This window comes from Sphingorhabdus sp. M41 (genome assembly GCF_001586275.1).
Lineage (GTDB): Bacteria > Pseudomonadota > Alphaproteobacteria > Sphingomonadales > Sphingomonadaceae > Parasphingorhabdus.
On record NZ_CP014545.1, the window covers coordinates 2,651,019 to 2,675,859 of the forward strand.

Sequence of the window (24,841 nt, forward strand, 5' to 3'; positions counted from 1 at the left end):
ATGGGTCGGGGGTGGCCGCGTGGAGCCGGCCCGCCCCTCCATCAAACAATGAATTCACCGTCGAGGCTGTGTTGCTGAACGAGGAAGTCAACTCTATTCGACTAACTCGCTGAACGGCAACTTCAAACTAACGATCGGCAAGTCTTTTCAATCTGCCATATGGGCAAGGGCTTCAGCCTCGCTAACGACCTCGGCATATTTCTGCGACAGGTCAAACAGGTTTGATTCATGCGGGCGTTCATCACGATCCCCGCAGGCATCAGCAACGACCATCGGCACAAAGCCGTGTTGCATGGCATCAAGCGCCGAAGCGCGGACGCAACCTGATGTTGAAAATCCGGTAATGAACAAGGAATCGACACCCATCGCGGTCAGCGTGGCTGCCAGCGACGTGCCAAAAAATGCGGAGGCATATTGTTTTGTCACAATGACCTCATCGGCTAGCGGCTGCAGATATGGAGGGAATGCACCGAGCGGCGACCCTTCGAGAAAAGATTGCAACGCCGGAACCTTGCGATAGAATAATCCGCCGTCCAACCCGCCTGCGCGATAGACAACATTGGTGAAGATTACAGGGATGCCGTTCGCCCGCGCCGCACTGGCTAACCGGTCACAGCTAGCCGCAGCCTCTTCGAAACGGGGCGAATATAGCGGGCAGTCCGGGTCGAGATAAGCCATAACAACATCAACCAGCAGCAAAGCTGGACGTTTGCCCAATGCGATCGACCCTCCAAAGCCACCTGACTTATAGTCGTTTAGAAGTTCACTCATGCCGCTTATTCTACATTGGCCCATTTGGGCTGCTTGGGAGCTGGCAAGCCAGTTTCTGCCAAGCAATTTGCCCGCAGCGTTTCTATATCGGGACCGAAGTTGAAGGGACTGCCAGTCTCCTCGCGCTCAGAACGCATCTTGCTGCGCAGCGCATCGGTTTCGGCCGCATCAACTGTACCATCGACCGCGACAACAACGCCATAGTTCAACGCTCCATCCGCGGTGACCAATCCTTGCGCTATCTCTTTTACAATCAGCGCCGGGTCACGTTCAAGCGGGTCGCCCCACCCTCCCCCACCCCAGGTTATGAAGTGCAACTGATCATCGGCCTCAACCGGGTAATCCTCAACCTTGTTGCCCAGCACGATCTCTGTTCCGTCAGCCTTTACCAGAACCTTGCGAGCACGCGTCCCCGGAAGGCCGCCGTTCACGCCCCAGGGCGGAACAAACCAGCGGTCATCATGGATCGCGATCACGCCCGGCTCCAGGAAACGGTAGACCATGTTGATGCCATTGCCACCACGGTGAAGACCGGCGCCACCACTGTCCGCCACGGTTTCATAGCGTTCGATGCGCAGAGGGAAGTAACGTTCGAGAAATTCGTTCGGTACGTTGGTAAAGCCAGGCCAAAGCGAATGCCCGTCGGGCCCGTCACCCAACGGACGCCCCGGGATACCACCAAATCCAATCTGGAACAGCTGAAACCACTTTCCCTTGCTGTCCGTGCCTGCATAGAACAAATGTGGGCTGGACGAAAAACCTGCACCGTTGAGGAATTCCGGTGTCTTCTGGCCGAGCAGGCCGCCAAGAATGTCGAACAAGCGGCCAAGCGCATGTGTCCGACCCGAGAGGGCTGCAGGGAATTTCGGTTTGAGTAGAGAGCCTTCCGGAATTCTCACCTCGATCAGGTCGTAAAATCCGTCGTTAAACAGAATTTGCGGATCAAAGACCATGATCATGTAGATGCCAAAGAACATTTTCATCATATTCTCGTTCAGCAAGAAATTGATGGATGCCTGGCTCTGCGGATCAGTCCCTTCAAAATCGAGAATGACACGGTCATTCTCGCGCCACATCGTGCAACGGATCTTATAGGGACCGTAGCCTAGCCCATCATCGCAGATATAATCTTCAAAGCTGACTTTTTCTTCAGAAACCGATGTCGAAATCAGCGTCTGCATGGCGCGGCGATTGCGCTCAAGCAACATGTCCGTCGCAGAAGCATAGACATCGTCACCAAAGCGTTCGCACATTTCGATGACCCGGCGCGAGGATACTCTGCAGGCGGCGATGAGCGCGTTCAAATCGGCGGAACACCATTCGGGCGTGCGGACCTGATGCATGACCAGCTTGTATAGATCTTCGTTGAATTGACCTTGTTTCCAAAGCTTGACCGGCGGTATCCGGACCCCTTCCTGAAAAATGCTGGTCGCGTCGATCGGCATCGATCCTGGAACCTTGCCTCCGATATCGGACATATGACCGAACATCGAGGTAAAGGCGACAAGCCGTCCGTCCTTGAACACCGGCATCAGCACCAGCCAGTCGTTGCTGTGACTGATCGCGCCGTTCACCGAATAGGGGTCAGACAGGAAAATCAGATCGCCGTCTTCGACCGTGCCTTCAAAACCGTCCAGAAAAGGGCCGATGTAGCTTCCAAACTGGCCAACGATCATGCGTCCCTTGCTGTCTGCAATCAATGGGAAGGCATCTCCCTGTTCGCGGATGCCAGGTGACATGGCAGTCCGTACGAGGGTTGCGTCCATCTCCACGCGGGCATTGCGTAGCGCATTTTCAATAACCTCAAGCGTGACCGGATCGATGTCGACCTTGTTAAACGGCTTATCGTTAACCTGGATGATTTGTGCGGGCATTATGCTATTCCTTCGCTCAGGCGAGATTGATGAGGATGTTGCCCACCGCGTCGACGGTGCCGGTACAATCGGCCTCAATCAAAGTGGTGGAGTCCATTTCGACGACAATGGCGGGACCGGGGATAATATCTCCGGCACGAAGCTTCTCGCGGTCGTAGATAACGGCAGGGTGCATCTGCCCGTTGTCCCATAGTTCATGGTCGCGAATCTTCGCTTCCGACGGGTCGCCGTTACCCTGAGGCAGGTTGAACCGGCCGAGATCGAGGGCTTTGCCCAATGCCACGGCTCGCAAATTCACCAGTTCGTGCGGACTGGCCATGTTGAAGGTGAACAGCCTTTCGTGTTCCTCGTCGAATCGAGCCTGCACAGCAGCAAGCCCATCCTTGCGCAGCGTATCCGGATCGATGGAGAGCGGCACTTCAAAAGCCTGCCCTTCGTAGCGCACGTCGATTTCGAACGAGATCGTGATGTCACCCGGTGCAAGTCCTTCAGCCTCGAGTTCCGCGCTCGTCTCAACGGCCATCTCTTCAAGCGCAGCGATAACGATGGTCTCGTCCGTTTCACTGAACGGCTTGGAGAAACTGCGGGCCGTTTCCGTTCTCATTTGGGTTGTCGCATCGCCCAGAGCGCAGAGCACTCCGGGGGATACTGGCGATACAGCTGGCCAGCTTCCCATCAATCGCGCAACCGCGTTTACGTGTAGCGGTCCGGCTCCGCCAAATCCCATCAGGGCAAAATCGCGGGGATCGTAACCCTGCTGAACCGAGATCATGCGCAGAGCCCCGAACATATTCTCGTTCACAATGTCGATGATACCGCGCGCGGCCTCCATCAACCCAATGCCAAGCTTGTCCGCAATTTCCTGAACCGCCTGCTTTGCGCCGTCACGGTCCAGTTTAAATGCACCGCCGAGCAAGCTCTCCGGCAGATAACCAAGCACAACATTTGCGTCCGTCACCGTCGCTTCAACACCACCCTTGCCATAGGCAACCGGCCCTGGCACCGCTCCTGCTGATTGCGGGCCAACCCGCAAGGCGCCGGTAAGCTCCGGAACATACGCAATGGAGCCGCCGCCAGCCCCCACGGTTTTGACATCCAATGCCGAAGCGCGAACCGACAAGTGGCCGACTTCGGTGGTGCGCACGCGCCGCGCTGTAAGATTCTCGATCAGGGCAACATCCGTGGATGTTCCACCGACGTCCAGCGTCAATATATTTTTCAGACCCGCGTTCTTTGCCACCCACAGCGCGCCGGTGACGCCACCGGCAGGACCGCTCATCAGCAAGGACACCGGGTGAATCTCCGATTTTTCGGAAGACATCAGGCCACCGTCAGAACGAAGCAAAGACAGCGAACCCGCCATGCCGCCAGCTCTCAGTTGGCTACGAAGGTTGCGCACATAATTGCCAACAATCGGGCGCACCGCAGCATTGGCTACAGTCGTCAATGTGCGCTCATACTCCTGCATTTCCGGCAGAACTTCGTGGCTGAGTGAAATTGATATGTCCGGCATGATCTCGGCGGCCAGTTCACCCACACGTTTTTCATGCGCGCTATTGAGATAGCCATTCATCAGACTGACCGTCAGCGCCTCAACCCCGGCATCACGCAATTTTTCCAGAGCCGCGCGTATCTGCGCCTCATCAATGGCGCGCACCTCATTGCCTTGCGCATCCATGCGTCCATCAATCTCGATTGTGTCTTCAAGCGCTGCAAGTGGCTCGGGCTTTGGCCATACGATCCATCCGGCCAGGCCGCCCGGTACAAAGCTGCGCGCTATTTGCATGACGTCGCGATATCCTTCGGTAACGATCAGTCCTACGCGGCTGCCCTTACCTTCCAACACAGCATTGGTTGCAACCGTTGTACCGTGCAGAAAATATTCGATATCAGCGGGGACAATGCCAGCCTTCTCGCAAATAGCGGTTAGCCCGTTCAATATGCCTTCTGAACTGTCATGAGGCGTCGAGGGCGTTTTATGGCGCCAGAACGATCCACTCTCTTGGTCAAACAACAGAAGATCCGTGAAAGTACCGCCGACATCCACACCAAGCCGATAAGCCATGTTCGCATTTCCAATTGCTTAGAATTTAAAGAACCGAATTAAGAGCATCAGGACCGGCGACCTGTCTGTTCCCGGCTGGAAACTATCTACCAAGCGGATAGACCCTCCGGGATTGACCGAGCGACCCGTTCAGACTTTGCGGGCAGCGGGTTCAGGATCACGACAAACGTACCGCATTCATTATTTTATCCAACAGGCGGACGCGTCCATACTTTTCTGGTGCAAGACAACCAGCTCGCGATAAGCATATATGCTCAGGATTTTCGAAGTGCATCTACGCTCGCAACCCGGTCACCGACGTTGCTGAACCCCGTAAGAAGGACAGCCTGATATGGGCAAACAGCCAACAAGGCTCATGGCGACAACAGCGGCATTATACCGCGGCGAATTCCCGGTTTTCCACCAGCCGCCTCTGACGCTGGACATTCAGGCCGGTACGTCGGTTGCACATAACGTGTCGGAGACATTAGCCTATGACCATATCTGAAAATAAATTTCCCCGGCGGGCCTATGCAGACGGCCCATTTGGTCAGGTCCATTTCCAGTCGCTCGGCGAAGGCGACCCTCTTCTCCTCTTGCATCAGGCCCCGATGACGTCGGGACAATTTGATCTGGTATATGAACCGCTGGCCCTGCGCGGCATTCAGGCGATCGGAATCGACATGCCCGGGTTTGGCCTGTCAGACCCCACTCCAGATACGCCGACCGTTGGCGATTACGCGCATGTCATCCCATCCGTACTGGATGCACTTGGCATCGAAAGCGCGGCTTTGCTGGGCCATCACACCGGCGCGCTTGCCGCAACCGAAGGAGCGATCCTTTTCCCGGACCGGATCGATCGCCTGATCATCAATGGTGCACTGTTGGTCAGCGATGAAGACCGCGCTGACTTTCTGGCAAATTTGCACCCATGGGAAAAGAATTTCAAAGCACGCGAACACGCCGGACATCTGGCCGAGCTATTCGATATTCGTCACAAATTTGCCAAGGATACGGTCCCTCTGGAAAGGATTAGCGACTATATTGTTCAGGCCATGGTCGGACGGGGGCCTTTCTGGTGGGGGCACCACGCAGCCTACATGTATGATCAGGCGCCGCGCCTGCCGCTGATCACCCAGCCGACAATGCTGCTGACCAACAGCGGCGACATGATCAACGCTGATTCGCACGCCGCACATCAAATCCGGCCCGATTTTACCTTCGTCGAACTGGAAGGTGGAGGTGTCGATATCGTTGACCAGCAAAGCGAAGCCTGGGCCGAAGCCGTCGCCAGCTTTCTGACAAAGGCTAAAGGCTAAAATCACACGGTCCTGCGCCATTCTGGCTCAGATCCACACTAACTCACGTTCCATCTTTGCACCTATTCTGTCCGCAACATCGGATGGGGGACTGCGTCAAGATCCAGAGCAAGCTGATAGCGATCACCCCGATATTGTGCGATCGTACGCGCCATCGGTTTGCCGTCCTCACTGCGCAGCAACCGCTCGATCCGGAGAAGCGGAGCACGCGGTTCCAGCTCCAGGCGCAAGGCAATCTCTGGCCCTGCCGCCACAGCCGAAATGACCTGTTGGCCGGCCCGGATCTCCCGACCGCTATGGCTGAGCAATTCTAGCAAGGGATTGTTCGCTAGCTTCTCCTCGCTGACCCACTGTGTGGCTTCTAACGGCAAGATGCTTTCGATTATTCCCAGTGGCAAATTCTTTACAAGACGGAGCCTCTCCACTCGCAAGATGCGTTGCTGACATTCGATTTCGAGTGCAGCGGACTCTTCAAGAGTAGCCTCACTCACTTCATAGGAAATTATCTTTACCAGCGTTTCACGACCGAAGGCGATCAGCGAATCGATCGTGGTCCGACCATCGGAATCCGTTGGCAGCGGCGAACGATAGATGACCTTGGTTCCCGTCCGTCGGCGGCGTTCCACCAAGCCGTTTTCGGACAGCTCTTTCATCGCACGCCGGGCGGTTATACGGGATACACCAAACTGCTCGGAAAGTTCATGCTCGGTCGGCAACGACGCGCCATATGACAGTTCTCCGGACTTTATCCGGTCACGCAGCGAAGAATAGATCTGGTAGTAGAGAGGCAATGCTGCCGCTCGTTGACCAACTTTTGCATATTCCATTTTTCTGCGTAACAACCTCCCGATACGCCCATATCCCTTAGCACTAAGGCCCGGTCAATAGTCACGTGGACATGAGAGTTTCCATCTGGGTCGACGGTTGTTGGACAGCAGCACCTACTCTCACCATGAGTCTATCTTGAAATAGCGAGAGCATATTCAAGTGCAACGGCTGGTCGGGCCATTTTCTGATATTGAACCAGGCATGTTGAACAACCAGCACCGGTGAGGTCACCATCAATGCTCTTTTCCCTATAAATAGATCCAGGGCCGCTTGATCCGGTCTTGGCTGCGCCACGATGTGATGAGCGGTTGCGATAGCAATGTCCGGTCGATCTCGTCCTGACCGCTTATCAGGATCGCAGCGGATTCTTCGTCGATATCGAAAGACCAGCAAGAGCCATCGGTTCCGCATATCGCCCGTTCCGGGAGATTCACCGTCAAATTCATCTGCCTTGACGCTATCGGCATTGTATCAGCCGTTGCCGGCAGGATGAAATTGCGAATGCAATTGCGCTTGAATATCGGGTTGAACGATGGTGCGACGATCACCCGAAATCCATATTCTGCCAGAGCCCATACCGCCTGTTCCCGGCTAGAACCGCATCCGAAATTGGCTCCCCCGAGAAGGATGCTTGCCTCGGCAAATTCTGGACGATTGAGCACGAATTCCGGATCCGGTGTCCGGTCCTCGAGATAACGCCATCCGGCAAAAAGACCGCCTGCAAGCCCTCGCTTGGTCACCGAACGGATTTCGCGTGAAGGGATGATGATGTCCGTGTCGATATTATCCTGCAATAGTGGCACGGCCAGGCTGTCGACTGAGGTAAAAGCATTCATGCCTCGTCCTCCTGCTTTGCAGTGGCGTCCATGACAGCAAGCTCTCTGGCACTGGTGATCCGGCCGAGAATGGCCGAAGCCGCGACATTGGCCGGCGCTGCGATATGCGTGCGCGTCCCCTGCCCCTGACGATTCTCAAAATTGCGGTTGGTGGATGACATGACCCGATCCTGTGGACCAAAGCTCTCGCCGCCCACAAAGAAGCACATTGAGCATCCGGGCTCACGCCATTCGAACCCGGCTTCCAGAAAGATACGGTCGAGCCCTGCCTCTTCGGCGCGGCGCTTGACACTGCCGGAGCCGGGAACACAAATCGCCCGGACCCCTGACGCGACTTTGCGCCCCTGCAATATCTCCGCGGCGCTTTTCAGATCTTCAAAACGCGCATTTGTGCAGGAACCAATAAAAGCGCCGTCAATCGAAAGGCCGGCAACCGGCTGCGTCGCATCCACTGCCATATAGGCAAGCGAGCGCTCTGCACCCGTAACATTGTCAACGGCGATATTTGGCGCGGTGCCAATCGCCGCCGATTGCTCGGGATTGGTGCCCCAACTGACCATTGGCATGATTTCGCTTGCATCAAATCTATGCTCGATATCGAATTGCGCACCCTCGTCGCTGAAAAGCTGTCGCCAATCCGATATTGCAGCCAGCCACGCCTCACCAGTCGGCGCGTAGGGACGTCCTTGAAGATAATCGAAAACCTTGTCATCCGGAGCGATAATCGCGGAAAAGGCACCCATTTCCGCGGCCATATTGCACAATGTCATTCGCCCTTCGATCGACATTTCGCTCACTGTGGTACCTGCAAATTCGACTATATGACCTTTGGCCCCTGAAGACCCGATGTGCGAGATGATATGCAGGGCAATATCCTTGCCCGTGACATCAAGCGCGCTATCTCCGTCAATCATGATCCGCATGGTTTTCGGCTTTGCCAGACGCAGCGTCATTGTCGCCAATGCATGCTCTGCTTCGGTCGACCCGACACCCCAGGCGAGCCCGCCAAAAGCTCCCTGCGTGCAGGTATGACTATCGGGGCATACGAGAGTCACCCCTGGCAGGACAACCCCCTGTTCGGGCGAAATGACATGGACTATGCCCTGCCGCTCATCTCCAATATCGAACAGGGTCAAGCCAGCAGCCTTTGCGGCCTCTCGCGTTACACGGATAAATTCTGCGCCCGTGGGCATGGTTGTTTCATCCCCGCGACCGGGAAAAGTATCAACGACATGGTCCATAGTCACAAAGACATTTTCTGGTGCGACCACCTTGCGGCCATCTTCTGCCAAACTCTTCAGAGCAACGCCGCCCGTCCGCTCATGCAGCCATACCCGATCGATCGCGACCAGCGAAAACCCCTCGCCGACCTCAACTTCGTGAAGCTCCCATATCTTCTGGAAGATAGATTGCGCCTTACCGGAAACTGAACTTTTCATAGTCATTTGATATATTATTATACCATAATGGCCAAACAGAATTGGATCTTCATAAACTGTGTCTTTCAAAGCCGGATATGATCATAAACGCTTGATATTATTATATAAACTAACCTCGGGCCAATTGGTCTGCACAATCCGCAATTCAGACTAATCGCTCAGTGGTTATTTCGAATGCATGCGAGTCTAGTCAGCGTCAGGCAAATCGTGACGCAGTGGCATGCGATTGCCTTCGAATTCCAGGGGGAGGCCGGGCAAGCTGACCGTTTCACCGTTGGATAGCGTCACGTCCAACAGCCCGCCGGCCTGGAGATGCGGGTCGTGAAACATGTCCTCCGGCCGCATGATCGGTGCGAAAGGCAAGCCGATCGACTCCAGGCGGGCCAGCAGGTCCTCGCGGGTCATCCTTCCGATTAATTCTCGCAATGCCGGCATGAATGCATCGCGCTCCTCGACACGCTGGTTATTGGTCTCGAGCGCCGGATCAGCGAGCAGATCATCCAGAGCAAATTCCTTGCAGAAGGCATTCCACTGCGAGTCACTGACAACCCCGACGAACACCTGTTCGTCCTCGCGCGCTGTAGCGAATACGTCGTAAACCGCCCAAGCCGATACCCGAACCGGCATCGGCCTCGCAGCTTGGCCCGTCACAGCTCCCTGCGCCATATGCTGGCCGACAAGAAAGGCTGTGGTCTCGAACAGAGCGCATTGCACGTGCCCTCCCTCGCCATCTCGGTGCCGTCGCTCAAGGGCAGCAAGAATACCGATTACGCCAAACATGCCGCCAGCGACATCGATTACCGAAGCCCCTGCACGCAATGGCTTGCCGGGTGGCCCCGTCATATAGGCAAGACCGCCCATCATCTGCGCCACTTCGTCAAGAGCAGCACGTTTTTCATAAGGACCCTTTAAAAAGCCCTTGGCCGAACAATAAATCAGTCTTTCATTCTCGGATTTCAGATCATCATAGTCGAGACCCAGGCGGCGCATGGTTCCCGGTCGAAAATTCTCGATAACCACATCGGCCTTCAGGCACATTTCCCGGGCTCGGGAAGCGCCGTCTTTGCTCTTGAGGTCGAGCACAACGGCTTCCTTGTTGCGATTATACATCGGGAAATATCCCGAACCGGAACCGAGGAGCTTGCGGGTACGATCACCCCCCGGTGGCTCTATCCGAGTCACATTCGCGCCCAAATCACCGAGTATCAACCCGACCGTGGGGCCCATTACCATATGCGTGAATTCGATCACCTCTAATCCGGCTAAAGGCAGCGTACGTTCTGACATTAAAATCTCCAGTTGGCTCGACAGCTTGATTCATTTGTTATATTAACATACCAATTAGTCCTAGGAGAATTTGAACCTTGTCTATCCTGATCAGTGAAGTCGGCCCGCGTGACGGCCTGCAAAATGTATCCGCCATCATGCCTACCGAAGCCAAGAAGGATTGGATCAAAGCCGAGGCAGCGGCAGGAATTCGCGAAATAGAGGTCGGCAGCTTCGTGCCGGCAAAACTGCTTCCCCAACTGGCGGATAGTGCTGAGATTGTCGCCTTTGCGCGCACCATCCCCAATCTTGTCGTCGCCGTATTGGTTCCCAATGCGCGGGGAGCTGCGGATGCGATTCGGGCAGGCGCGCACAAAATTACTCTGCCCCTTTCCGTGTCCGAGACCCATTCTTTACGCAACCTGCGCCGCACCCATGTGCAAGTCATAGAAGAAGCGCGCACTATTGCCGGAATGATTTCAGCCTTGCCTGAAGACGATCGCCCCCATTTCGAAGGCAGCCTGTCGACAGCCTTTGGCTGCACGCTGGAAGGGTCTATTCCGGACAGCCAGATCGCTAGCCTTGCAGCAGCATTGATGGATGCGGGCTGCGACGAGGTAGGCTTGTCCGACACCACCGGTTATGCCAATCCTGTGTCGGTACGGCATCTCATCAAATTGGTGAGAGGTACAGTCGGCCAAAACGCGCTGACCGGAATTCACCTGCACAACACGCGAGGCCTCGGCCTTGCGAACGTTCTGGCCGCGCTTGAAGAAGGCCTCGACACGATCGATTCTTCGCTCGGGGGGCTAGGCGGCTGCCCCTTCGCTCCGGGTGCGAGCGGTAATATTGTAACCGAGGACCTCGCTTTCATGCTGGAATCAATGGGCCTCGATACGGGTGTGGACTTGGACAAACTGTTCGCAGTTCGGTCAATTATAGCGAATGCACTTCCAAATGAGCCTCTATATGGGTTCGTTACGGATGCCGGGATCCCACTCGGTTTTGAAAGTCGCACAGGAAAGGCGGTGCTATCGGCATGACCCTCGGCACAAAAATGATCTGCGAAGGGCGCACCGCTCGCGAGATCTTTGAAGATGTAATGGCAAAGCCGAACCGCGCCAAATTCGGGTTCGGTGAGAAGCTGGCTATTGTTAATGTCGATTTCCAGAACGCCTATACCAATATGGCCGAATTCAAAACTGCCTATGAAACCGACCCGCGCCAGATCGAATATACAAATATGATATCCCGATTGGCGAGACAAGCCGATATGCCGGTCATCTGGACGCATGTCGCTTATGCCGGCGATGCCAGCGATGCCGGCGTGTGGGGTACCCGTACCGACACACCGGACAGCCTGCAGAATATCAAATATCAATCGCGTCGACACGAGTTTGATGAGCGATGTGAAATAGATCCACAGGATATGATCTATACCAAACGCATGCCATCAGCCTTTTTCGAGACACCGCTGCAAAGCCTTCTGGTTTGGCACAAAATCGACACGCTGGTTATCACCGGTGGCTCCACGTCCGGTTGCATTCGCGCGACCGCAATCGACAGTCTTTCGCGGGGCTATCGCACGATCGTGCCCATCGAAACCTGCGCTGACAAACACGAGAGCTATCACTTTGCGAACCTGACCGATCTGCAGCTTAAATATGCCGATGTAGAACCGGTTCAGACGGTAATTGACTGGCTGGAGGCGCGTTAATGCAGGAAGGTCAAAAAGATCCGGATCTTTATGATTTTCGACGTTGGCGTGACCGTGAGCAGATACGCTGGCCAGACGACAAAAAAGTGGCTGTATGGGTATCGCCCAACCTTGAATTCTACGAAATAGACCCGCCAGCCAACCCGCATCGCAAGAGTTGGACCAAGCCTCACCCCGACGTCGTGCCATATAGCCATCGCGACTTTGCCAATAGGGTCGGTCACTGGCGCATGGCCGACGTGATGAGCAAATATGACTTTCCGGGATCCGTAAGCCTTTCGGTCGCTCTCTGCCAACATATTCCCGAAGTCGTTGAGGACGCAAATGCGCGTGGCTGGGAATTTTTCAGCCACGGCATCTACAATACCCGCTATTCTTACGGAATGGACGAGACGCAGGAGCGGGCCATCATTGAGGATTCTATCCGCACCGTGCGTGAGGCGACTGGCCAGACAATCAAGGGCTGGCTAGCCCCTGCCCTGACGCACACCACGCGCACTCTGGACCTGATTGCTGAATATGGGCTGTCATACACTTGTGATCTCTACCACGATGACCAGCCGGGCGCGGTGAATGTGAAATCGGGACAGCTGATTTCCATGCCCTACAGCCTCGAGGTCAACGACCATTACGGATTTTTTGTCTATAATATGAGCCCGCGCGATTATGCCGATGCGCTGATCCGCCAGTTCGAGCGCCTGGCCGCAGAGGGCGAGAAAGGCGGGACGGTCATGTGCATACCTTTGCACAGTTACTTGATCGGTCAGCCACACAGAATCGGTGCCTTTGAAGAGGTACTTCGCCATATCGCTGCTGACGGGCGCGCCTGGATCACTCGATCGGGAGATATTGCGGATCTTTTGACGAAAGAAAACGAACGCTCGAGCCATGCCGAGAGGAGAGCGATATGAGCCTCGATCCCGCCTATCTTGAATATCCGATGCGTCGCCGGGGCATGGACCATGATCGCTATGGTTGGAGCAACCTGTTCCAGCGTCCCCCTGTCGTCTGGCCGGACAATAAATCAGTCGCAGTTCCGGTGGTAATCAGCCTTGAATGGTTCCCAATCATTCCCGAAGACGAACCCTTCCGAGCACCCGGCCACATGGTCACCCCCTATCCGGATTATCGCCACTATACATCGCGCGAATATGGCACGCGGGTCGGCTTCTATCGGCTGCTGGACATGTGCAAGCGCTATGCCATACCCGCGACAGTGGCTATGAACGCGGCAATAGCCGAACGCTATCCGAAGATAGTAGAAGACGTTCTGACAGAAGGTCACGAGATTGTTGCGCATGCGAGCGATATGAACGGCACAATCGCCAGTGGCATTGCACCGGATCGCCACGCTTCGATCATTGGCGAAAGCCTGGACACATTGGAGCGTATAGCCGGAAAGCGGCCCACGGGATGGCTGTCGATTGCGCGCTCACAGGCTTTTGACACGCCCGATCTGCTCGCCGCGGCCGGTGTCGAATATATGCTCGACTGGGTTAATGATGAATTGCCCTATAGCTTTGCCACAACGTCTGGCCCAATCATCAACTTGCCGCTCAATCACGAGATTTCGGACCGGCAGATCATCAACGTCCAACAGCAGTCCATCGATTCTTACGCTCTGCAGATCGAGGATGCTTGCGACTGGCTAGAGAAAGAGTCCGCAGGCCATGGCGGGCGCATGTTACCGCTACACCTCACGCCCTATATCACGGGTCTTCCCTATCGTATCGAAGCGCTCGAAGCGATGTTTGCTCGACTCTCGGCGCGCGAAACCACCTGGTTTGCAACGGCGGACCAGGTGGTTGCTTCGGCCAGATCACAACTCATAAATTGAAGGAACGCTGAAAATAATGACCCGAACTCCTTTACCACGCAAGCCCAACCGGCTCGATGCAATCGAGGGAGCGCGCGATCTGGACGAGCAGTTTCTGGCCATGATCGTAAGCCTGACATCCGAAGTAACAGTGTTGCGCGCCCGGCTCGATGCTGCAGAGCGGCTGCTGGTCAAACGTGGTTCGCTGAACAAGGGGGAAGTGGACTCATTTGACCCGGACAGCGAAGCGCAAATCGAACGCGACGCGTTGCGCCGACGCACCATGCAAAAAATATTCCGACCGCTGCAAGAGGCCGCGCAAAAAGATCTGGAAGAAACCGAAAGGCGTGCACGATGAACGCTACCACCAGCTTGCCGAACATCGACGAAGGCCGCGCAAAGCTCGACCACCCGTTGATTGCCATACCCAGTCATGACGAATTGATCGAACAACTCTTCGTGCGCGACCTCAAACTCTTTGTAATGTCCGAGCTTGAACCGGTGCAGGCCAAAATTGCCAAGGCAGAAGAAGCCGCCTTGCCAGATTCCGCAAGCAACAACCGCGCATCACAGTTGCGCGATAGCATGAGCGGACACGAATCCTTCCGCTCCTGGCTGGCTTTGAAGCGTGAAAGCCAGCGCCAGCTCTGGGAAACAATTTCGGAGAGCGTCGCAAGACAGGCTGAAGAACTGGAAGCGCTTGCCGCGATAAAGGAGCCAAAGGGATCCGTTCGAACCGATCCCGGCTTTGCCGCGCCAGATTATATTCTGGATGGTGATATCCACCTGATGCCCGGTGGCAATGCACATGATGACAATTCTATATTGCAGGGTGCCGTCATGGATCGCGGCGGTGCCGTATATATGCTGGGTCGGAACGGGGGGATGCTCAACGATCTGCGCGGCCAGACAGCCATGGCTCATGCTCTGACCCGATATCCCGATTTTGCGCCAGCGCGCATTCTGGACATGGGGTGCGGGATTGGTACGAGCAGCGTGCCGGCATTCAACTGCTTCCCGGATGCGGAGGTGCACGCCGTTGATGTGGGCGCTTCCATGCTGCGCTATGGCCATGCCCGCGCGGAACATCTGGGTGCAACAATACATTTTTCTCAACAGAGCGCGGAAAAAACGGATTTCGAAGATGGTAGCTTCGATCTGGTGTTCAGTTGCATATTGTTCCACGAAACATCCCAGGATGCGACGTTGAACATTCTCGCTGAATCAAAGAGGTTGCTGCGCCCTGGCGGTCTAGCCATCCACCTTGAAGTTCCGCTCCTTCACGACAATACCGACCTCTGGACGGAATTGAGCGGCGAACTGGAAGCCCAGTATAACAACGAACCAAATTGGCGTGGTGCACTGACTGCAGATTATGCGTCCCTGCTCGGAGCGGCGGGCTTGACCGACATCCAGACCGGCTATCAGCCAACAAGCTTGAACGCCCGCGAGGGACCTTTCCGGTTCGAGCCAAAGAGCGAAGGTGTCTTCAGATCCTGGTTCGTAGCGTCCGGGATAGCCTGAACGGGTCATTTTGCTACGTTAAATTCAAGAAAAGAAGATTGACGACTCCTATAATTAATCAATTAAAAGGGAAAATATAAAATGATCAACAGACGGCAGCTAGTATCAAGCGCTGGTTTAATCGCAGCGACATCTGCGATTTCATTTTCATCCTCGATCGCAGCCCATCCAGTGCCAGATGTTACGCCCCCTGTCGGTCAATGGCAGTCCAAAGGCGACATCTCCCGTGCTGGAGGTATTCTACATTATGCTGCGATGGGACCGGATGATAGCGGCAAGCCACCGGTTGTGCTTCTCCATCGGCTAGGCGGCTGGCTTTCAGACTGGCGTCATGTTGCAGCTCTTCTCGCCGAGGGCAGAAAGGTAATCGCTTTCGATCTGCCGGGGCACGGCGGCTCTCGCTGGGAAGGTTCGCCCCCGTACATCCAGACGCTTGGCGAAACGGCGGCGCTTCTGGTTGGCGCATTTGACGAAATGGGCATCGAAAAGGTCGATCTGATTGGAACGTCACTGGGCGGCTGCGTCGGTGTCCCCCTCGCCGCTTTATGGCCAGAACGGGTCAACAGCTTCTCGATCGTTTCGTCCGCTCTGTCGCCCAAGCGATCTCTCGAAGCCGTGCGCAGCGCAGTTGATGAGGGACAGGTTGACCGGTTTGATGCCAATGGCCTGCCACTTTCCTATCCGGAAAGTCTGCTGACCGAGACGTTCGGCATTATCGACACCCATGCCATTTATGTTGAGAGCCTCGCCAGTCGCAAAGCCGCCGGCTTGTGGATCCAGCCATCCGAGCGCGGTGTTGGCGTCACAGACGTTGTCGGTACATTGGGGCGCATCACCGTCCCCACGCTTATCCTTTATGGGTCAAAAGATAAGGCCTATGGCAAATATCGGAAAAACGCGCAGGCAGCGCTTCCATCGGCAATATTCGATGATATTCCAGATACCGGCGCCTTCGCGATCCAGGAACAACCGGCGACAACCGCAAGCATGCTGCGCGACTTCATCGGCTGAAGAAAACAGACAATCAGTAATATTGGCGATGTAATCCCGTTGCTACCCAATCAAAAAGAGCCTGCACCGAAATTTCGGTGCAGGCTCTTTTTTATCATGCTCTGGCTGATATATTTACCAGATTTCGGGTTTGCTGCGTAGCGCAGGGTCTTTCTCGTAGATGTTTTCCGGATAAGAGAGATCGAGCCGATCCCGCAGCGTTTCTCCTTCATATTCCTTCCGGAACAGGCCCCGATCCTGAAGGATCGGCACCACCTTGTCGACAAAGGTCTCCAGACCTTTGGTGAGGACAGGGGGCGAAATGACAAAGCCGTCAGCTGCCCCTTGTTCATACCAGTTCGCCAATAAATCAGCGACATCCTCTGCCGTACCTACGGCGGCGCTGCTCGTCCGTCCGCCAGCAACCTGATTGGCCAGTTGACGGATTGAAGGTCCATCGCGTTCAGCTACTTCGAGCACTCTGTCCCGGGTCGAGTTCTGGCCATCCGTATACGCTGCTGGCAGCGCCGGGAGCGGCCCATCCGGGTCAAAGCCCGACAAGTCGAACCCGCCAATCAGGCGTTCAAGCTTGTCCAGTGCGATCGGCAACGGAATCAGCGCGTCAAGTTCAGCCTTCAGGGCTTGCGCCTCCTCGCGTGTTTCTCCGATGATCGGTGTGATCGCCGGCATCACTTTCAGCGATTCCGGCGTCCGCCCGAACTCCCGGAGCAACTTGTGCATGTCTTCCCGAAATGCGATTGCGGTTTCGATCGACGGGTGGGAAGTGAAGATGACTTCCGCCCGGCTCGCTGCGAAAGCTTTCCCGTCAGCAGATGCTCCGGCCTGCACCAGAACAGGATAGCCCTGGGGTGATCTGGGAACATTCAGCGGGCCGGCAACCTGAAAATGTTCACCGACATGGTCAACCGCTGTGAGGCCGTTGGAATCGACATATCGGCCACTTGTCTTGTCGGCCAGCATGGCATCATCCTGCCAACTGTCCCAGAGCTTGCAAGAGACATCGACAAATTCGGCTGCCCGCTCATAGCGTTCGGCATGCCCCATATGGGCTTCACAGCCATGGTTGTGGGCTTCATGTTCCATCGTCGAAGTGACGATATTCCACCCGGCCCGTCCGTGGCTGATGTGATCCAGCGTCGCAAAACGGCGAGCGGTCGGATAGGGTTCGTTATAGGTTGTCGATGCAGTACCGACGAGACCGATTTGCTCGGTCTTCGCTGCCACCGCAGAAAGCAACAACAGGGGGTCAAGCTTCGGCCCCTCCTGCCCTTCAAAAGCCTCAGCAGAGCGCGATCCGGGATATCCCAGAGAATCAGCAAAAAAGACGGCATCGAACTTGCCTCGTTCAGCAATTTTTGCCGCTGAGATGAAATAATCCACGTCACAAAGTGCCCGCTCCGACGCGAGGGGGTGACGCCAACCGGCGATATGGCCGCCCGTTTGCATAATGAAAGCCAGCAGTTTCAAAACATGGTCCCCTTTGTCAATTCAACAATCCAATCATCGAATAATGGCATGCTGAATGCTCCTTACAACGACTGGTCCCGTCATTTAGCCACACAGCGGTTACTTTATGAATGTCATGCACGAGAACAAGTCGTCGCTGGCATTCTGGAATAGAAGGAGCTTCGATGAACTTATCCCCGACCGAACAAGATGACGTCCGCTTTCAGCCCAATTTGGCTAAAGCCTGGTTTGCTGTCATCCTTTTGTGCCTGGCGCAAATCATCTCAACGATAGATCGCGGTATGCTTGCCCTGGTTGTTGATCCGATCCGCGCGGAACTTGGCATTAGTGATGTCCAGATAGCCCTGCTTCAGGGGCTGGCGTTCTCAATTTTCTATGTTATCGCCGGCATCGCCCTGGGCTTGGTTGCCGATGTGGTGAATCGCAAACGACTGCTGATCGCTGGCATTGTCGTTTGGAGTGCGGCTACCGTTGCCAGCGGCGTTGCCGAAACCTTTGGCCAGATGTTCGCCGCCCGTCTCTTCATCGGTATCGGTGAGGCCGTACTCGCCCCTTGTGCCGTCACCATCATTGCCGATCTGTTTCCGGTCAGTCGGCGGGGCAAGCCTATGGCGCTGTATGTTTTTGGTTCCATGATCGCCTTCGGCGTGGGTTCACTGGTCACCGGATATATTTTGGCCGCCGCCCCACAAGGCGCTTTTGACTGGATCGGATTTTTGGAGAACAAGGCGCCGTGGCGCATTGCTTTCATTCTTGCAGGAATCGCCGGTATCATATTGGCCGCCGTATTCACCATGATCGATGAACCGAAGCGCAACGATTCCAAGGTCATCGTTCGGCAAACCAACGACTTGCGAGACAGTCTCCAAGCGATGCTTGCCAACTGGAAATTATATTTGCCAGTCTATGCTACCCTTGCCTTCTTCGGAATGGGGATTTCGGTCGTCATTAACTGGAGCCCGATGCTGTTAACCCGTGTCTTCGAATATAAGATTGAAGATGTGAGCAAAATGCTCGGTATGGCTCACATAATCTGGGCCGCGATCGGTGCGTTGACCGCCGGTTTCGTCGTCGACCGTGCGGTTAAGCGTTGGGGGTCCGCCGGTCTGATATATTTGGCCAGCATGGTCTCGCTCCTCGCAATTCCGTCTACACTTGCCATTTTTACCAACAATGGGCTTTTCGCGATCATTCTTCTGTCAGAAGTAACCTTTGCTTCTGCGCTATTTGGCTCGGCTATGCTCTCCGCAATTGCCGAGATATCGCCGAAACGAACCAGGGGCTTGTCCGTTGCCTTCTATGCCTTCTCCATGACATTGATAGGCGCGTCCACGGGACCATTGCTCGTCGCCTTCATTACGGAATATTTGTTCGCTTCGGAACAAGCCGTCGGCCTATCCATTGCGATCGTTGGTAGCGTCGCATTTGGAGGAGCCGCCTTGCTCGCCTTCGTAAGCGGATCCAAATTGGTTGCAATAACGGCTGATTCCGTCCGGATACATGCTACGCGCCCCGCTGCTACTTAAACTGACAAGACTGGATGGAAAACCACATGCTGCCCATAAAAGCCTATGCACCAAGCCCATTTGGTCAATTGCATTACCGGATTGTACTGCCCGACCAAGAAGCCAGGCAACCTCCCCTGCTCTGCCTCCACCAGACCCCCAGCAGCAGCCGCGAATGGGAGCCAATCCAGGCATCCCTTGCTAAAGACAGGGTAGTTATTGCAGCAGATACACCCGGCTATGGCATGAGCGACCCCCCACAAGAGCCTCTAGAAATTGGCGATTATGCGGAGATCATGCTCAGCCTGATGGATTACCTTGCTGATACTGGTACGATTGCTTCGGGGGCCTTCGACGTCATGGGCTACCACACAGGTTCGATCACTGCGACCGAGCTTGCACGGAGTCAGCCCAATAGAGTGCGCCGCGGCGTGTTATTCGGGCTTGCCGCCTATCCCGCGGAAGCTCGCCAAGAGAAGCTCGCCACATTGCGCGAAAAATTTCCCGAACCTGACCGCACTTTACATCATGTCGAGCAACTGTGGTCCATCATCTGCCAATTGGGTGATGAACGGATGTCTGCTGAGCATATGCATGTTGCGATGGGCGAAAGCTTGCGACTGGGCTCGCGACTCCCGTGGGGCTATATTTCCGTCTATCGATATGACTTTCTCGGCGCGATGGCAGATGTGGCGCAGCCGATTCTAGTGATGAATCCCGAAGATGACCTGTGGGACGTTACAAACGAAACTGCCCACCTCTTTCGCAATGGTCAGCGCTATGACATGCACGGGGTCTCGCACGGCGTTCTTCAGATAGAACACGACCGTGTCGTCGATGAAATTGAAAAATTCCTCCGCTCCTGACAACCTGTTTAAATTATGATATTTATCTATATAGATCATGCATTTAATGCGCTATTTTGATATTTCGTATATGCTCAACAAGGCCTCATAACCGCAGTGCGAACATTATTTTCGTCGGGCATTTTTTATTCTCAACTCTCATTAGAAAAGTAGGTGCTTCAGGATATTCTCACCCTGAATAAAGCCAGGCGAATGATCGTAAACGACACGCTGAAGGTAGGGTGAGGTGTATATTGAAATCTGCACTTGAATTTCATGTCAAAACAAGGGGACCTCTCATGCGAAAACATTACATTTTGAAGTTGTTTGCCTCCACCGCAACAATCATGGTCGGCGTCCAGCCCGCCATTGCGCAGTCGGAAGAAAGCGCGACCGTCGAAACGGACGAAGCAAGCCAACAACCAGCCTATGCTGAGATCGTCGTCACTGCCCGAAAGCGGGTCGAAAACATCCTTGATACACCTATTGCTATTTCCGCTTTCGATAGTGAAGCTCTGGAATCTCGCGGCATAACTTCGGTTGCTGACTTGGCAGATTACACCCCCGGCATGAACACAAATAGTGTTAGCTCTGGCCGCAACGACCGTTCATTTCAGTCGATCATCATTCGCGGATTCGCGCCTGCTCTTTCGACCCAACAAACCTCCAGCATCTTTATCGACGGCGTTCCGGTTTCAACGCCAACCGCGATCCAGAATATCGGCGATCCGGCTCGAATCGAAGTGCTCAAGGGTCCGCAAAGCGCCTATTTCGGTCGCCAGACTTTTGCCGGTGCAGTCAACGTCGTAACCCAGGACGCTCCGGACTATTTCTCCGGAACGATCAAGGCAATGCTCGGCACCCGTGAAAACCGCGAAATTTCTGCTCAGATCGGCGGACCGCTAATCGAGGACCTGTTAAGCTTCACCGGCGGCGCACGCTATTGGAGCCGCAAGGGTTCTTATGAGAACGGCGGCCAAAGAGGTCAGACACTTGGCGATCAGTCCACCACCTCAGCCAATTTGGCGCTTGAATTCACGCCATCGTCGAATTTCAAAGCGAAGGTCGTTGGTATCTGGAGCGAAAATGACGACGGTCCTAACGCGTCAGGTCTCATCCCAGCCTATACTCTGACCGACGCCGCCGGTAACACGGTCATCCAGAGCCAGTCCAATTGCCTGATTGATGGCAATCCATATTTCTGCGGTGCATTGCCTGGCTTGCAAGCTGGTCAACCATCCATGAACGTTACGAATAGCCCTTTCATCCAGGACTTTTTGGCTAATCCAACAGGCCGCTTGCTCGACCCGGAAGATGGTACAGACGGATTTGGTCTGAAAAGCCGTTTCTACCACGTCCACCTGGCGATGGATCTGGAATTGGGCGACACCGGCGTTACCCTCAGCTCTTTGACCGGATATAATGACGAGATCAAAAGCCAGCTTTCCGATCTCAAGGTCTATAGCACCGACACTTTGCTCAACCCATTTGGCGGTCCAACCTATTTCAGCTATCCTTATCTGGTAGAATATCAGCAAAAGGATTTTTCACAGGAAGTCCGTGCCAATTACGATAATGGTGGACCATTTCACGCAGTGGTCGGTGCCAGCTATCTGTATTCCTTCTTCCAAAGTGGCGGCGGCGGATCACCGGGTAATCTCGGCGTTACGACATTCCCGACTGTCAGTGGCGCTACCAAATCGCGTACTTATGGTGCATTCATCGGCTTGACCTATGACGTAACCGATCGCCTTAGCCTCAGCTTTGACGGACGGTATCAAATCGACAAGCTTGGCGCATATGCCCGCCCGGGCGGCCAGACGCTGCTTTCCGATGCTTTTGCGCCTGCTGGCACATATGCTGATGGAGAGAAGTTGATCGGCAAGACCTATAAGAACTTCATGCCACGTGCGATCATCAACTATGACATCGCACCGGACATGATGGCTTATGCTTCATATGCAAAGGGGATAAACCCAGGCTCGTTTAACGTTGTGTTTCTCAGTCGCCCTGCATCGACCCAAGCAGCCGCAGCGGCCGCAGGTTTGCAAATCGCCGTGGAACCTGAAACGCTCGATAACTTTGAAATCGGTCTTAAAGGTCGCGCATTTAACGGCGCTTTGACATACACGTTAGCCGCTTATTATGGCATTTGGGATAAGCAGCTCAATGTGCAGCAAATTCAGGCAACAAACCCCAATACCGGGATTATCGAACTGATTTCGGCCAACGTTAATGGCGGCAAGGTTAAGGTAAAAGGCATAGAAGCTGAATTGACAGCCTTTGTGTCAGACAATTTAACGCTAACCGCGAGTGGATCGATCAACGACTCTTCGATCGATAGCTATAGCAGCCCGACTGTGACAAACCTGACCGGAATAACCGACTTCTCCGGCAAGGAAAACCCGAACACGTCCAAATATTCAGGCGTTTTCTCGGCCGAATATAAGCAACCGGTCGGCACGGGATCCACGGAAGCATTTGTCCGCGGAGATTTCATCTATCGCTCCGGCATCTATACGAATGTTTCGAACATTACCAAAACGCCCGCTTACAAGCAGGTTAATGCTCGTGTAGGTCTTGTGAATGATGATATTTCAATCGAGGCATATGTTACCAACCTGTTCAACGACGATGCATATCCATCGGCTGTTGACTTTTTCACGATAGATCCAAGCTTCGCTTACTTCGGCACCCAATCCGGTGCGGTAGTGGCTCTGCGTGAATTGCGTACTTTTGGCATCCGCGCCAAATATAACTTCTAGTGACCTATCCGGCGGAAGCGGTGCTTCCGCCGGCTTTCATAAGTCGAAACATCCAAGAATATAGTGGAGAAGGCCGGTAATGAGTGAGTTCGATCTTGTCGTCAGAAATGGAACGGTAGCGGATGGGAGCGGCGATGAGCTGCAGAACATCGACGTCGCCATATCGGACGGGAAGATTGCCGCAATTGGCCAGATCTCCGGCACGGGCAAAGAAGAAATCGACGCCACGGGCAAGCTTGTCACGCCGGGATATGTCGATATTCATACTCACTATGATGCGCAGGTCACTTGGGACTCGCGCTTCTCTCCGTCGACCAATCACGGCGTTACAACTGTCCTGATGGGCAATTGCGGCGTGGGTTTTGCGCCCTGTCTGCCTGAACAGCGCGAGCAGATGGTCGAAATCATGGAGGGCGTAGAGGAAATCCCGAATATCGTGATGACCGAAGGCCTCCCCTGGAATTGGGAATCCTTTCCCGAATATATGAACGCTGTCGAGGCCCGGCACATGGATGCGGACTTTGCAGTAGCTGTCCCCCATATTCCCGTCCGTGTATATGTCATGGGCCAACGTGCGCTTGATCGCGAGCCCGCTACTGGCGAAGATATGCAAGCCATGGCCAAACTGGTCGGCGAAGGCCTTGATGTTGGCGCATTCGGTTTTTCTACCACACGTGTTATCGGTCATCGCGATGCCAAGGGCAATCAGCTTCCCGTCACCACGGCGAGCGAAGATGAGCTGATGGTCATTGCCGACGCCATGAAAAAACGCGGCAAATCCCTCTTCATGTCAGCGTCTGAATTTGACACGAGCCTTGGTTTCTCTTCGGAACTGAATATGCTCGCGCGTATCGCCAAATCAAGCGGGCAAACTGTGACATTCCCGCTTCTCCAATATGATGAATATCCGGGTCGCTGGCTTGAAGTCGCAGAGGCTTGCGCCGCAGCCCGTACAGACGGCTCGGATATTTACGGACAGGTTGTGGCCCGCCCGGTCGGTGTCCTGTTCGGTCTCGAACTGCGCCTCAACCCGTTTCAGGGTTGCCCCACCTATGACCGGATCGAGACTCTACCCCTTGCCGAACGCATCGCGGCAATGCGCAAGCCAGAGACGCGTGCCGCGATTCTGGAGGAATATAAACTGCCGTTGAATGCCGATGTGCCAGCCATGGTCCGGCTTATCGAGCGGGCTTATGCGATGGGCAAGGAACCTGTCTATGATCCGCCCGAAGAGACTCGTTTCGACAGGCTGGCTCAGATTCGAGGCTGCACGGTTTCGGAACTGGCCTATGATGTCATGTTGGCAGACGAAGGCCGCGGCATCATCTATTTTCCGGCGCGCAATTACACATTTGAAAATTTGGACATTGTCGAAGAAATGCTCGGCAGGGCCGATACAGTCCTGGGTCTCGGCGACGGCGGCGCTCATGTTGGAGCGATCTGTGACGGAAGTATGCAAACCTATATGCTGAGCTATTGGACCCGTGATCGCAAAGGGAAAAAGCTCAGCGTGCCTGAAGCAGTCCGCATGATGACCCATGAGACAGCAACAATCGGTGGCTTTGGTGATCGCGGCCTGATTGCCCCTGGTTACAAGGGCGATCTCAACGTCATCGACTATGACCGCTTGGCCATGGGCCCTCCTCGTGTAACCTATGACCTGCCCGCTGGCGGCCGGCGCCTGTATCAGGAAGCATTCGGATATGATGCGACCATTGTTTCGGGAGTCGTTACAGCGCGGAACGACCAGCCGACTGGCGCTCTCCCGGGCAGGCTTGTACGAGGTCGCCGTCAGGCACCCTGAAAACCAATCC

General features: G+C 54.8%; 21 protein-coding genes. 13 read left to right on the plus strand and 8 right to left on the minus strand.

Features of this window, described 5'->3' with window-relative positions:
• Nucleotides 1-147: 147 nt before the first annotated feature.
• Genes AZE99_RS12515 through AZE99_RS12525 form a run of 3 tightly spaced genes read right to left on the minus strand, consistent with a single transcriptional unit; the run spans nucleotide 148 to nucleotide 4,710 of the window.
• Nucleotides 148-771, minus strand: coding sequence for an isochorismatase family protein (locus AZE99_RS12515; protein ID WP_067201659.1), 624 nt, complete (start codon nucleotides 769-771; stop codon nucleotides 148-150).
• A 5-nt stretch (nucleotides 772-776) separates the two neighbouring features.
• Nucleotides 777-2,645, minus strand: coding sequence for a hydantoinase B/oxoprolinase family protein (locus AZE99_RS12520; RefSeq protein WP_067201662.1), 1,869 nt, complete (start codon nucleotides 2,643-2,645; stop codon nucleotides 777-779).
• A 16-nt stretch (nucleotides 2,646-2,661) separates the two neighbouring features.
• Nucleotides 2,662-4,710, minus strand: coding sequence for a hydantoinase/oxoprolinase family protein (locus tag AZE99_RS12525; RefSeq protein WP_067201664.1), 2,049 nt, complete (start codon nucleotides 4,708-4,710; stop codon nucleotides 2,662-2,664).
• Between the two features lie 331 nt (nucleotides 4,711-5,041).
• On the opposite strand from AZE99_RS12525, the gene AZE99_RS16170 reads away from it, so the two are divergent.
• Nucleotides 5,042-5,197 carry a hypothetical protein gene (locus tag AZE99_RS16170; protein WP_156472248.1) on the plus strand — a complete coding sequence of 52 codons (156 nt, stop codon included), beginning with the start codon at nucleotides 5,042-5,044 and terminating at the stop codon, nucleotides 5,195-5,197.
• Nucleotides 5,184-6,008, plus strand: coding sequence for an alpha/beta fold hydrolase (locus AZE99_RS12530; protein ID WP_067201667.1), 825 nt, complete (start codon nucleotides 5,184-5,186; stop codon nucleotides 6,006-6,008). Before AZE99_RS16170 ends, AZE99_RS12530 begins: the two co-directional genes overlap by 14 nt.
• A 62-nt stretch (nucleotides 6,009-6,070) precedes the next feature.
• Here AZE99_RS12530 and AZE99_RS12535 read toward each other — a convergent pair whose 3' ends face one another.
• The 4 genes from AZE99_RS12535 to AZE99_RS12550 all read right to left on the minus strand — a co-directional run bounded on the left by AZE99_RS12535 (nucleotide 6,071) and on the right by AZE99_RS12550 (nucleotide 10,398).
• A complete protein-coding gene (locus tag AZE99_RS12535) occupies nucleotides 6,071-6,835 on the minus strand; it encodes a GntR family transcriptional regulator (protein ID WP_067201670.1) in 765 nt (254 codons plus the stop codon).
• Between the two features lie 249 nt (nucleotides 6,836-7,084).
• Complete coding sequence (leuD, locus tag AZE99_RS12540) at nucleotides 7,085-7,672, minus strand: 3-isopropylmalate dehydratase small subunit (RefSeq protein WP_067201673.1); 588 nt, start codon at nucleotides 7,670-7,672, stop codon at nucleotides 7,085-7,087.
• Nucleotides 7,669-9,111 carry a 3-isopropylmalate dehydratase large subunit gene (locus AZE99_RS12545; RefSeq protein ID WP_335339209.1) on the minus strand — a complete coding sequence of 481 codons (1,443 nt, stop codon included), beginning with the start codon at nucleotides 9,109-9,111 and terminating at the stop codon, nucleotides 7,669-7,671. The genes leuD and AZE99_RS12545 overlap by 4 nt, the downstream gene beginning before the upstream one ends.
• 186 nt (nucleotides 9,112-9,297) lie before the next feature.
• A complete protein-coding gene (locus tag AZE99_RS12550; protein WP_067201676.1) occupies nucleotides 9,298-10,398 on the minus strand; it encodes a CaiB/BaiF CoA transferase family protein in 1,101 nt (366 codons plus the stop codon).
• Nucleotides 10,399-10,475: 77 nt separating this feature from the next.
• On the opposite strand from AZE99_RS12550, the gene AZE99_RS12555 reads away from it, so the two are divergent.
• The 7 genes from AZE99_RS12555 to AZE99_RS12585 all read left to right on the plus strand — a co-directional run bounded on the left by AZE99_RS12555 (nucleotide 10,476) and on the right by AZE99_RS12585 (nucleotide 16,445).
• Nucleotides 10,476-11,420: a hydroxymethylglutaryl-CoA lyase gene (locus tag AZE99_RS12555; RefSeq protein ID WP_067201678.1), complete on the plus strand. Its 945-nt coding sequence runs from the start codon at nucleotides 10,476-10,478 to the stop codon at nucleotides 11,418-11,420.
• Entirely contained in the window at nucleotides 11,417-12,094 is a 678-nt protein-coding gene (locus AZE99_RS12560; RefSeq protein WP_156472250.1) for an isochorismatase family protein, read from the plus strand. Before AZE99_RS12555 ends, AZE99_RS12560 begins: the two co-directional genes overlap by 4 nt.
• The gene (locus tag AZE99_RS12565; RefSeq protein WP_067201681.1) at nucleotides 12,094-13,005 is read left to right on the plus strand and encodes a polysaccharide deacetylase family protein; all 912 of its coding nucleotides are present in this window, start codon (nucleotides 12,094-12,096) and stop codon (nucleotides 13,003-13,005) included. The genes AZE99_RS12560 and AZE99_RS12565 overlap by 1 nt, the downstream gene beginning before the upstream one ends.
• On the plus strand, nucleotides 13,002-13,931 hold the full coding sequence (locus tag AZE99_RS12570) for a polysaccharide deacetylase family protein (protein WP_067201684.1): 930 nt from the start codon (nucleotides 13,002-13,004) through the stop codon (nucleotides 13,929-13,931). Before AZE99_RS12565 ends, AZE99_RS12570 begins: the two co-directional genes overlap by 4 nt.
• A gap of 16 nt (nucleotides 13,932-13,947) precedes the next feature.
• The gene (locus AZE99_RS12575) at nucleotides 13,948-14,268 is read left to right on the plus strand and encodes a hypothetical protein (RefSeq protein WP_067201687.1); all 321 of its coding nucleotides are present in this window, start codon (nucleotides 13,948-13,950) and stop codon (nucleotides 14,266-14,268) included.
• Nucleotides 14,265-15,434, plus strand: coding sequence for a class I SAM-dependent methyltransferase (locus AZE99_RS12580; protein WP_067201689.1), 1,170 nt, complete (start codon nucleotides 14,265-14,267; stop codon nucleotides 15,432-15,434). Before AZE99_RS12575 ends, AZE99_RS12580 begins: the two co-directional genes overlap by 4 nt.
• 171 nt (nucleotides 15,435-15,605) lie before the next feature.
• A complete protein-coding gene (locus AZE99_RS12585; protein ID WP_197460191.1) occupies nucleotides 15,606-16,445 on the plus strand; it encodes an alpha/beta fold hydrolase in 840 nt (279 codons plus the stop codon).
• 114 nt (nucleotides 16,446-16,559) lie between these two features.
• Here the strand turns inward: AZE99_RS12585 and AZE99_RS12590 are convergent, their stop codons facing one another.
• Nucleotides 16,560-17,912 (minus strand): LLM class flavin-dependent oxidoreductase, encoded by a 1,353-nt coding sequence (locus AZE99_RS12590; RefSeq protein WP_443027766.1) that lies wholly within the window; start codon nucleotides 17,910-17,912, stop codon nucleotides 16,560-16,562.
• A 164-nt stretch (nucleotides 17,913-18,076) separates the two neighbouring features.
• Between AZE99_RS12590 and AZE99_RS12595 the strand changes: the two genes are divergently transcribed.
• The 4 genes from AZE99_RS12595 to AZE99_RS12610 all read left to right on the plus strand — a co-directional run bounded on the left by AZE99_RS12595 (nucleotide 18,077) and on the right by AZE99_RS12610 (nucleotide 24,831).
• Nucleotides 18,077-19,438, plus strand: a complete 1,362-nt coding sequence (locus AZE99_RS12595) for an MFS transporter (RefSeq protein WP_067201695.1) — start codon at nucleotides 18,077-18,079, stop codon at nucleotides 19,436-19,438.
• A 26-nt stretch (nucleotides 19,439-19,464) separates the two neighbouring features.
• Nucleotides 19,465-20,283, plus strand: coding sequence for an alpha/beta fold hydrolase (locus tag AZE99_RS12600; RefSeq protein ID WP_067201696.1), 819 nt, complete (start codon nucleotides 19,465-19,467; stop codon nucleotides 20,281-20,283).
• Between the two features lie 278 nt (nucleotides 20,284-20,561).
• Nucleotides 20,562-23,027 (plus strand): TonB-dependent receptor, encoded by a 2,466-nt coding sequence (locus AZE99_RS12605; protein ID WP_067201699.1) that lies wholly within the window; start codon nucleotides 20,562-20,564, stop codon nucleotides 23,025-23,027.
• A 79-nt stretch (nucleotides 23,028-23,106) separates the two neighbouring features.
• Nucleotides 23,107-24,831 carry an N-acyl-D-amino-acid deacylase family protein gene (locus AZE99_RS12610; protein WP_067201702.1) on the plus strand — a complete coding sequence of 575 codons (1,725 nt, stop codon included), beginning with the start codon at nucleotides 23,107-23,109 and terminating at the stop codon, nucleotides 24,829-24,831.
• Nucleotides 24,832-24,841: the final 10 nt, after the last annotated feature.

Coding starts and splice junctions, on each gene's coding strand:
- AZE99_RS12515 (WP_067201659.1), bottom strand. CDS start 771: ATGAGTGAACTTCTAAACGACTATAAGTCAGGTGGCTTTGGAGGGTCG.
- AZE99_RS12520 (WP_067201662.1), bottom strand. CDS start 2,645: ATGCCCGCACAAATCATCCAGGTTAACGATAAGCCGTTTAACAAGGTC.
- AZE99_RS12525 (WP_067201664.1), bottom strand. CDS start 4,710: ATGGCTTATCGGCTTGGTGTGGATGTCGGCGGTACTTTCACGGATCTT.
- AZE99_RS16170 (WP_156472248.1), top strand. CDS start 5,042: ATGGGCAAACAGCCAACAAGGCTCATGGCGACAACAGCGGCATTATAC.
- AZE99_RS12530 (WP_067201667.1), top strand. CDS start 5,184: ATGACCATATCTGAAAATAAATTTCCCCGGCGGGCCTATGCAGACGGC.
- AZE99_RS12535 (WP_067201670.1), bottom strand. CDS start 6,835: ATGGAATATGCAAAAGTTGGTCAACGAGCGGCAGCATTGCCTCTCTAC.
- leuD (WP_067201673.1), bottom strand. CDS start 7,672: ATGAATGCTTTTACCTCAGTCGACAGCCTGGCCGTGCCACTATTGCAG.
- AZE99_RS12545 (WP_335339209.1), bottom strand. CDS start 9,111: ATGAAAAGTTCAGTTTCCGGTAAGGCGCAATCTATCTTCCAGAAGATA.
- AZE99_RS12550 (WP_067201676.1), bottom strand. CDS start 10,398: ATGTCAGAACGTACGCTGCCTTTAGCCGGATTAGAGGTGATCGAATTC.
- AZE99_RS12560 (WP_156472250.1), top strand. CDS start 11,417: ATGACCCTCGGCACAAAAATGATCTGCGAAGGGCGCACCGCTCGCGAG.
- AZE99_RS12565 (WP_067201681.1), top strand. CDS start 12,094: ATGCAGGAAGGTCAAAAAGATCCGGATCTTTATGATTTTCGACGTTGG.
- AZE99_RS12570 (WP_067201684.1), top strand. CDS start 13,002: ATGAGCCTCGATCCCGCCTATCTTGAATATCCGATGCGTCGCCGGGGC.
- AZE99_RS12575 (WP_067201687.1), top strand. CDS start 13,948: ATGACCCGAACTCCTTTACCACGCAAGCCCAACCGGCTCGATGCAATC.
- AZE99_RS12580 (WP_067201689.1), top strand. CDS start 14,265: ATGAACGCTACCACCAGCTTGCCGAACATCGACGAAGGCCGCGCAAAG.
- AZE99_RS12595 (WP_067201695.1), top strand. CDS start 18,077: ATGAACTTATCCCCGACCGAACAAGATGACGTCCGCTTTCAGCCCAAT.
- AZE99_RS12600 (WP_067201696.1), top strand. CDS start 19,465: ATGCTGCCCATAAAAGCCTATGCACCAAGCCCATTTGGTCAATTGCAT.
- AZE99_RS12605 (WP_067201699.1), top strand. CDS start 20,562: ATGCGAAAACATTACATTTTGAAGTTGTTTGCCTCCACCGCAACAATC.
- AZE99_RS12610 (WP_067201702.1), top strand. CDS start 23,107: ATGAGTGAGTTCGATCTTGTCGTCAGAAATGGAACGGTAGCGGATGGG.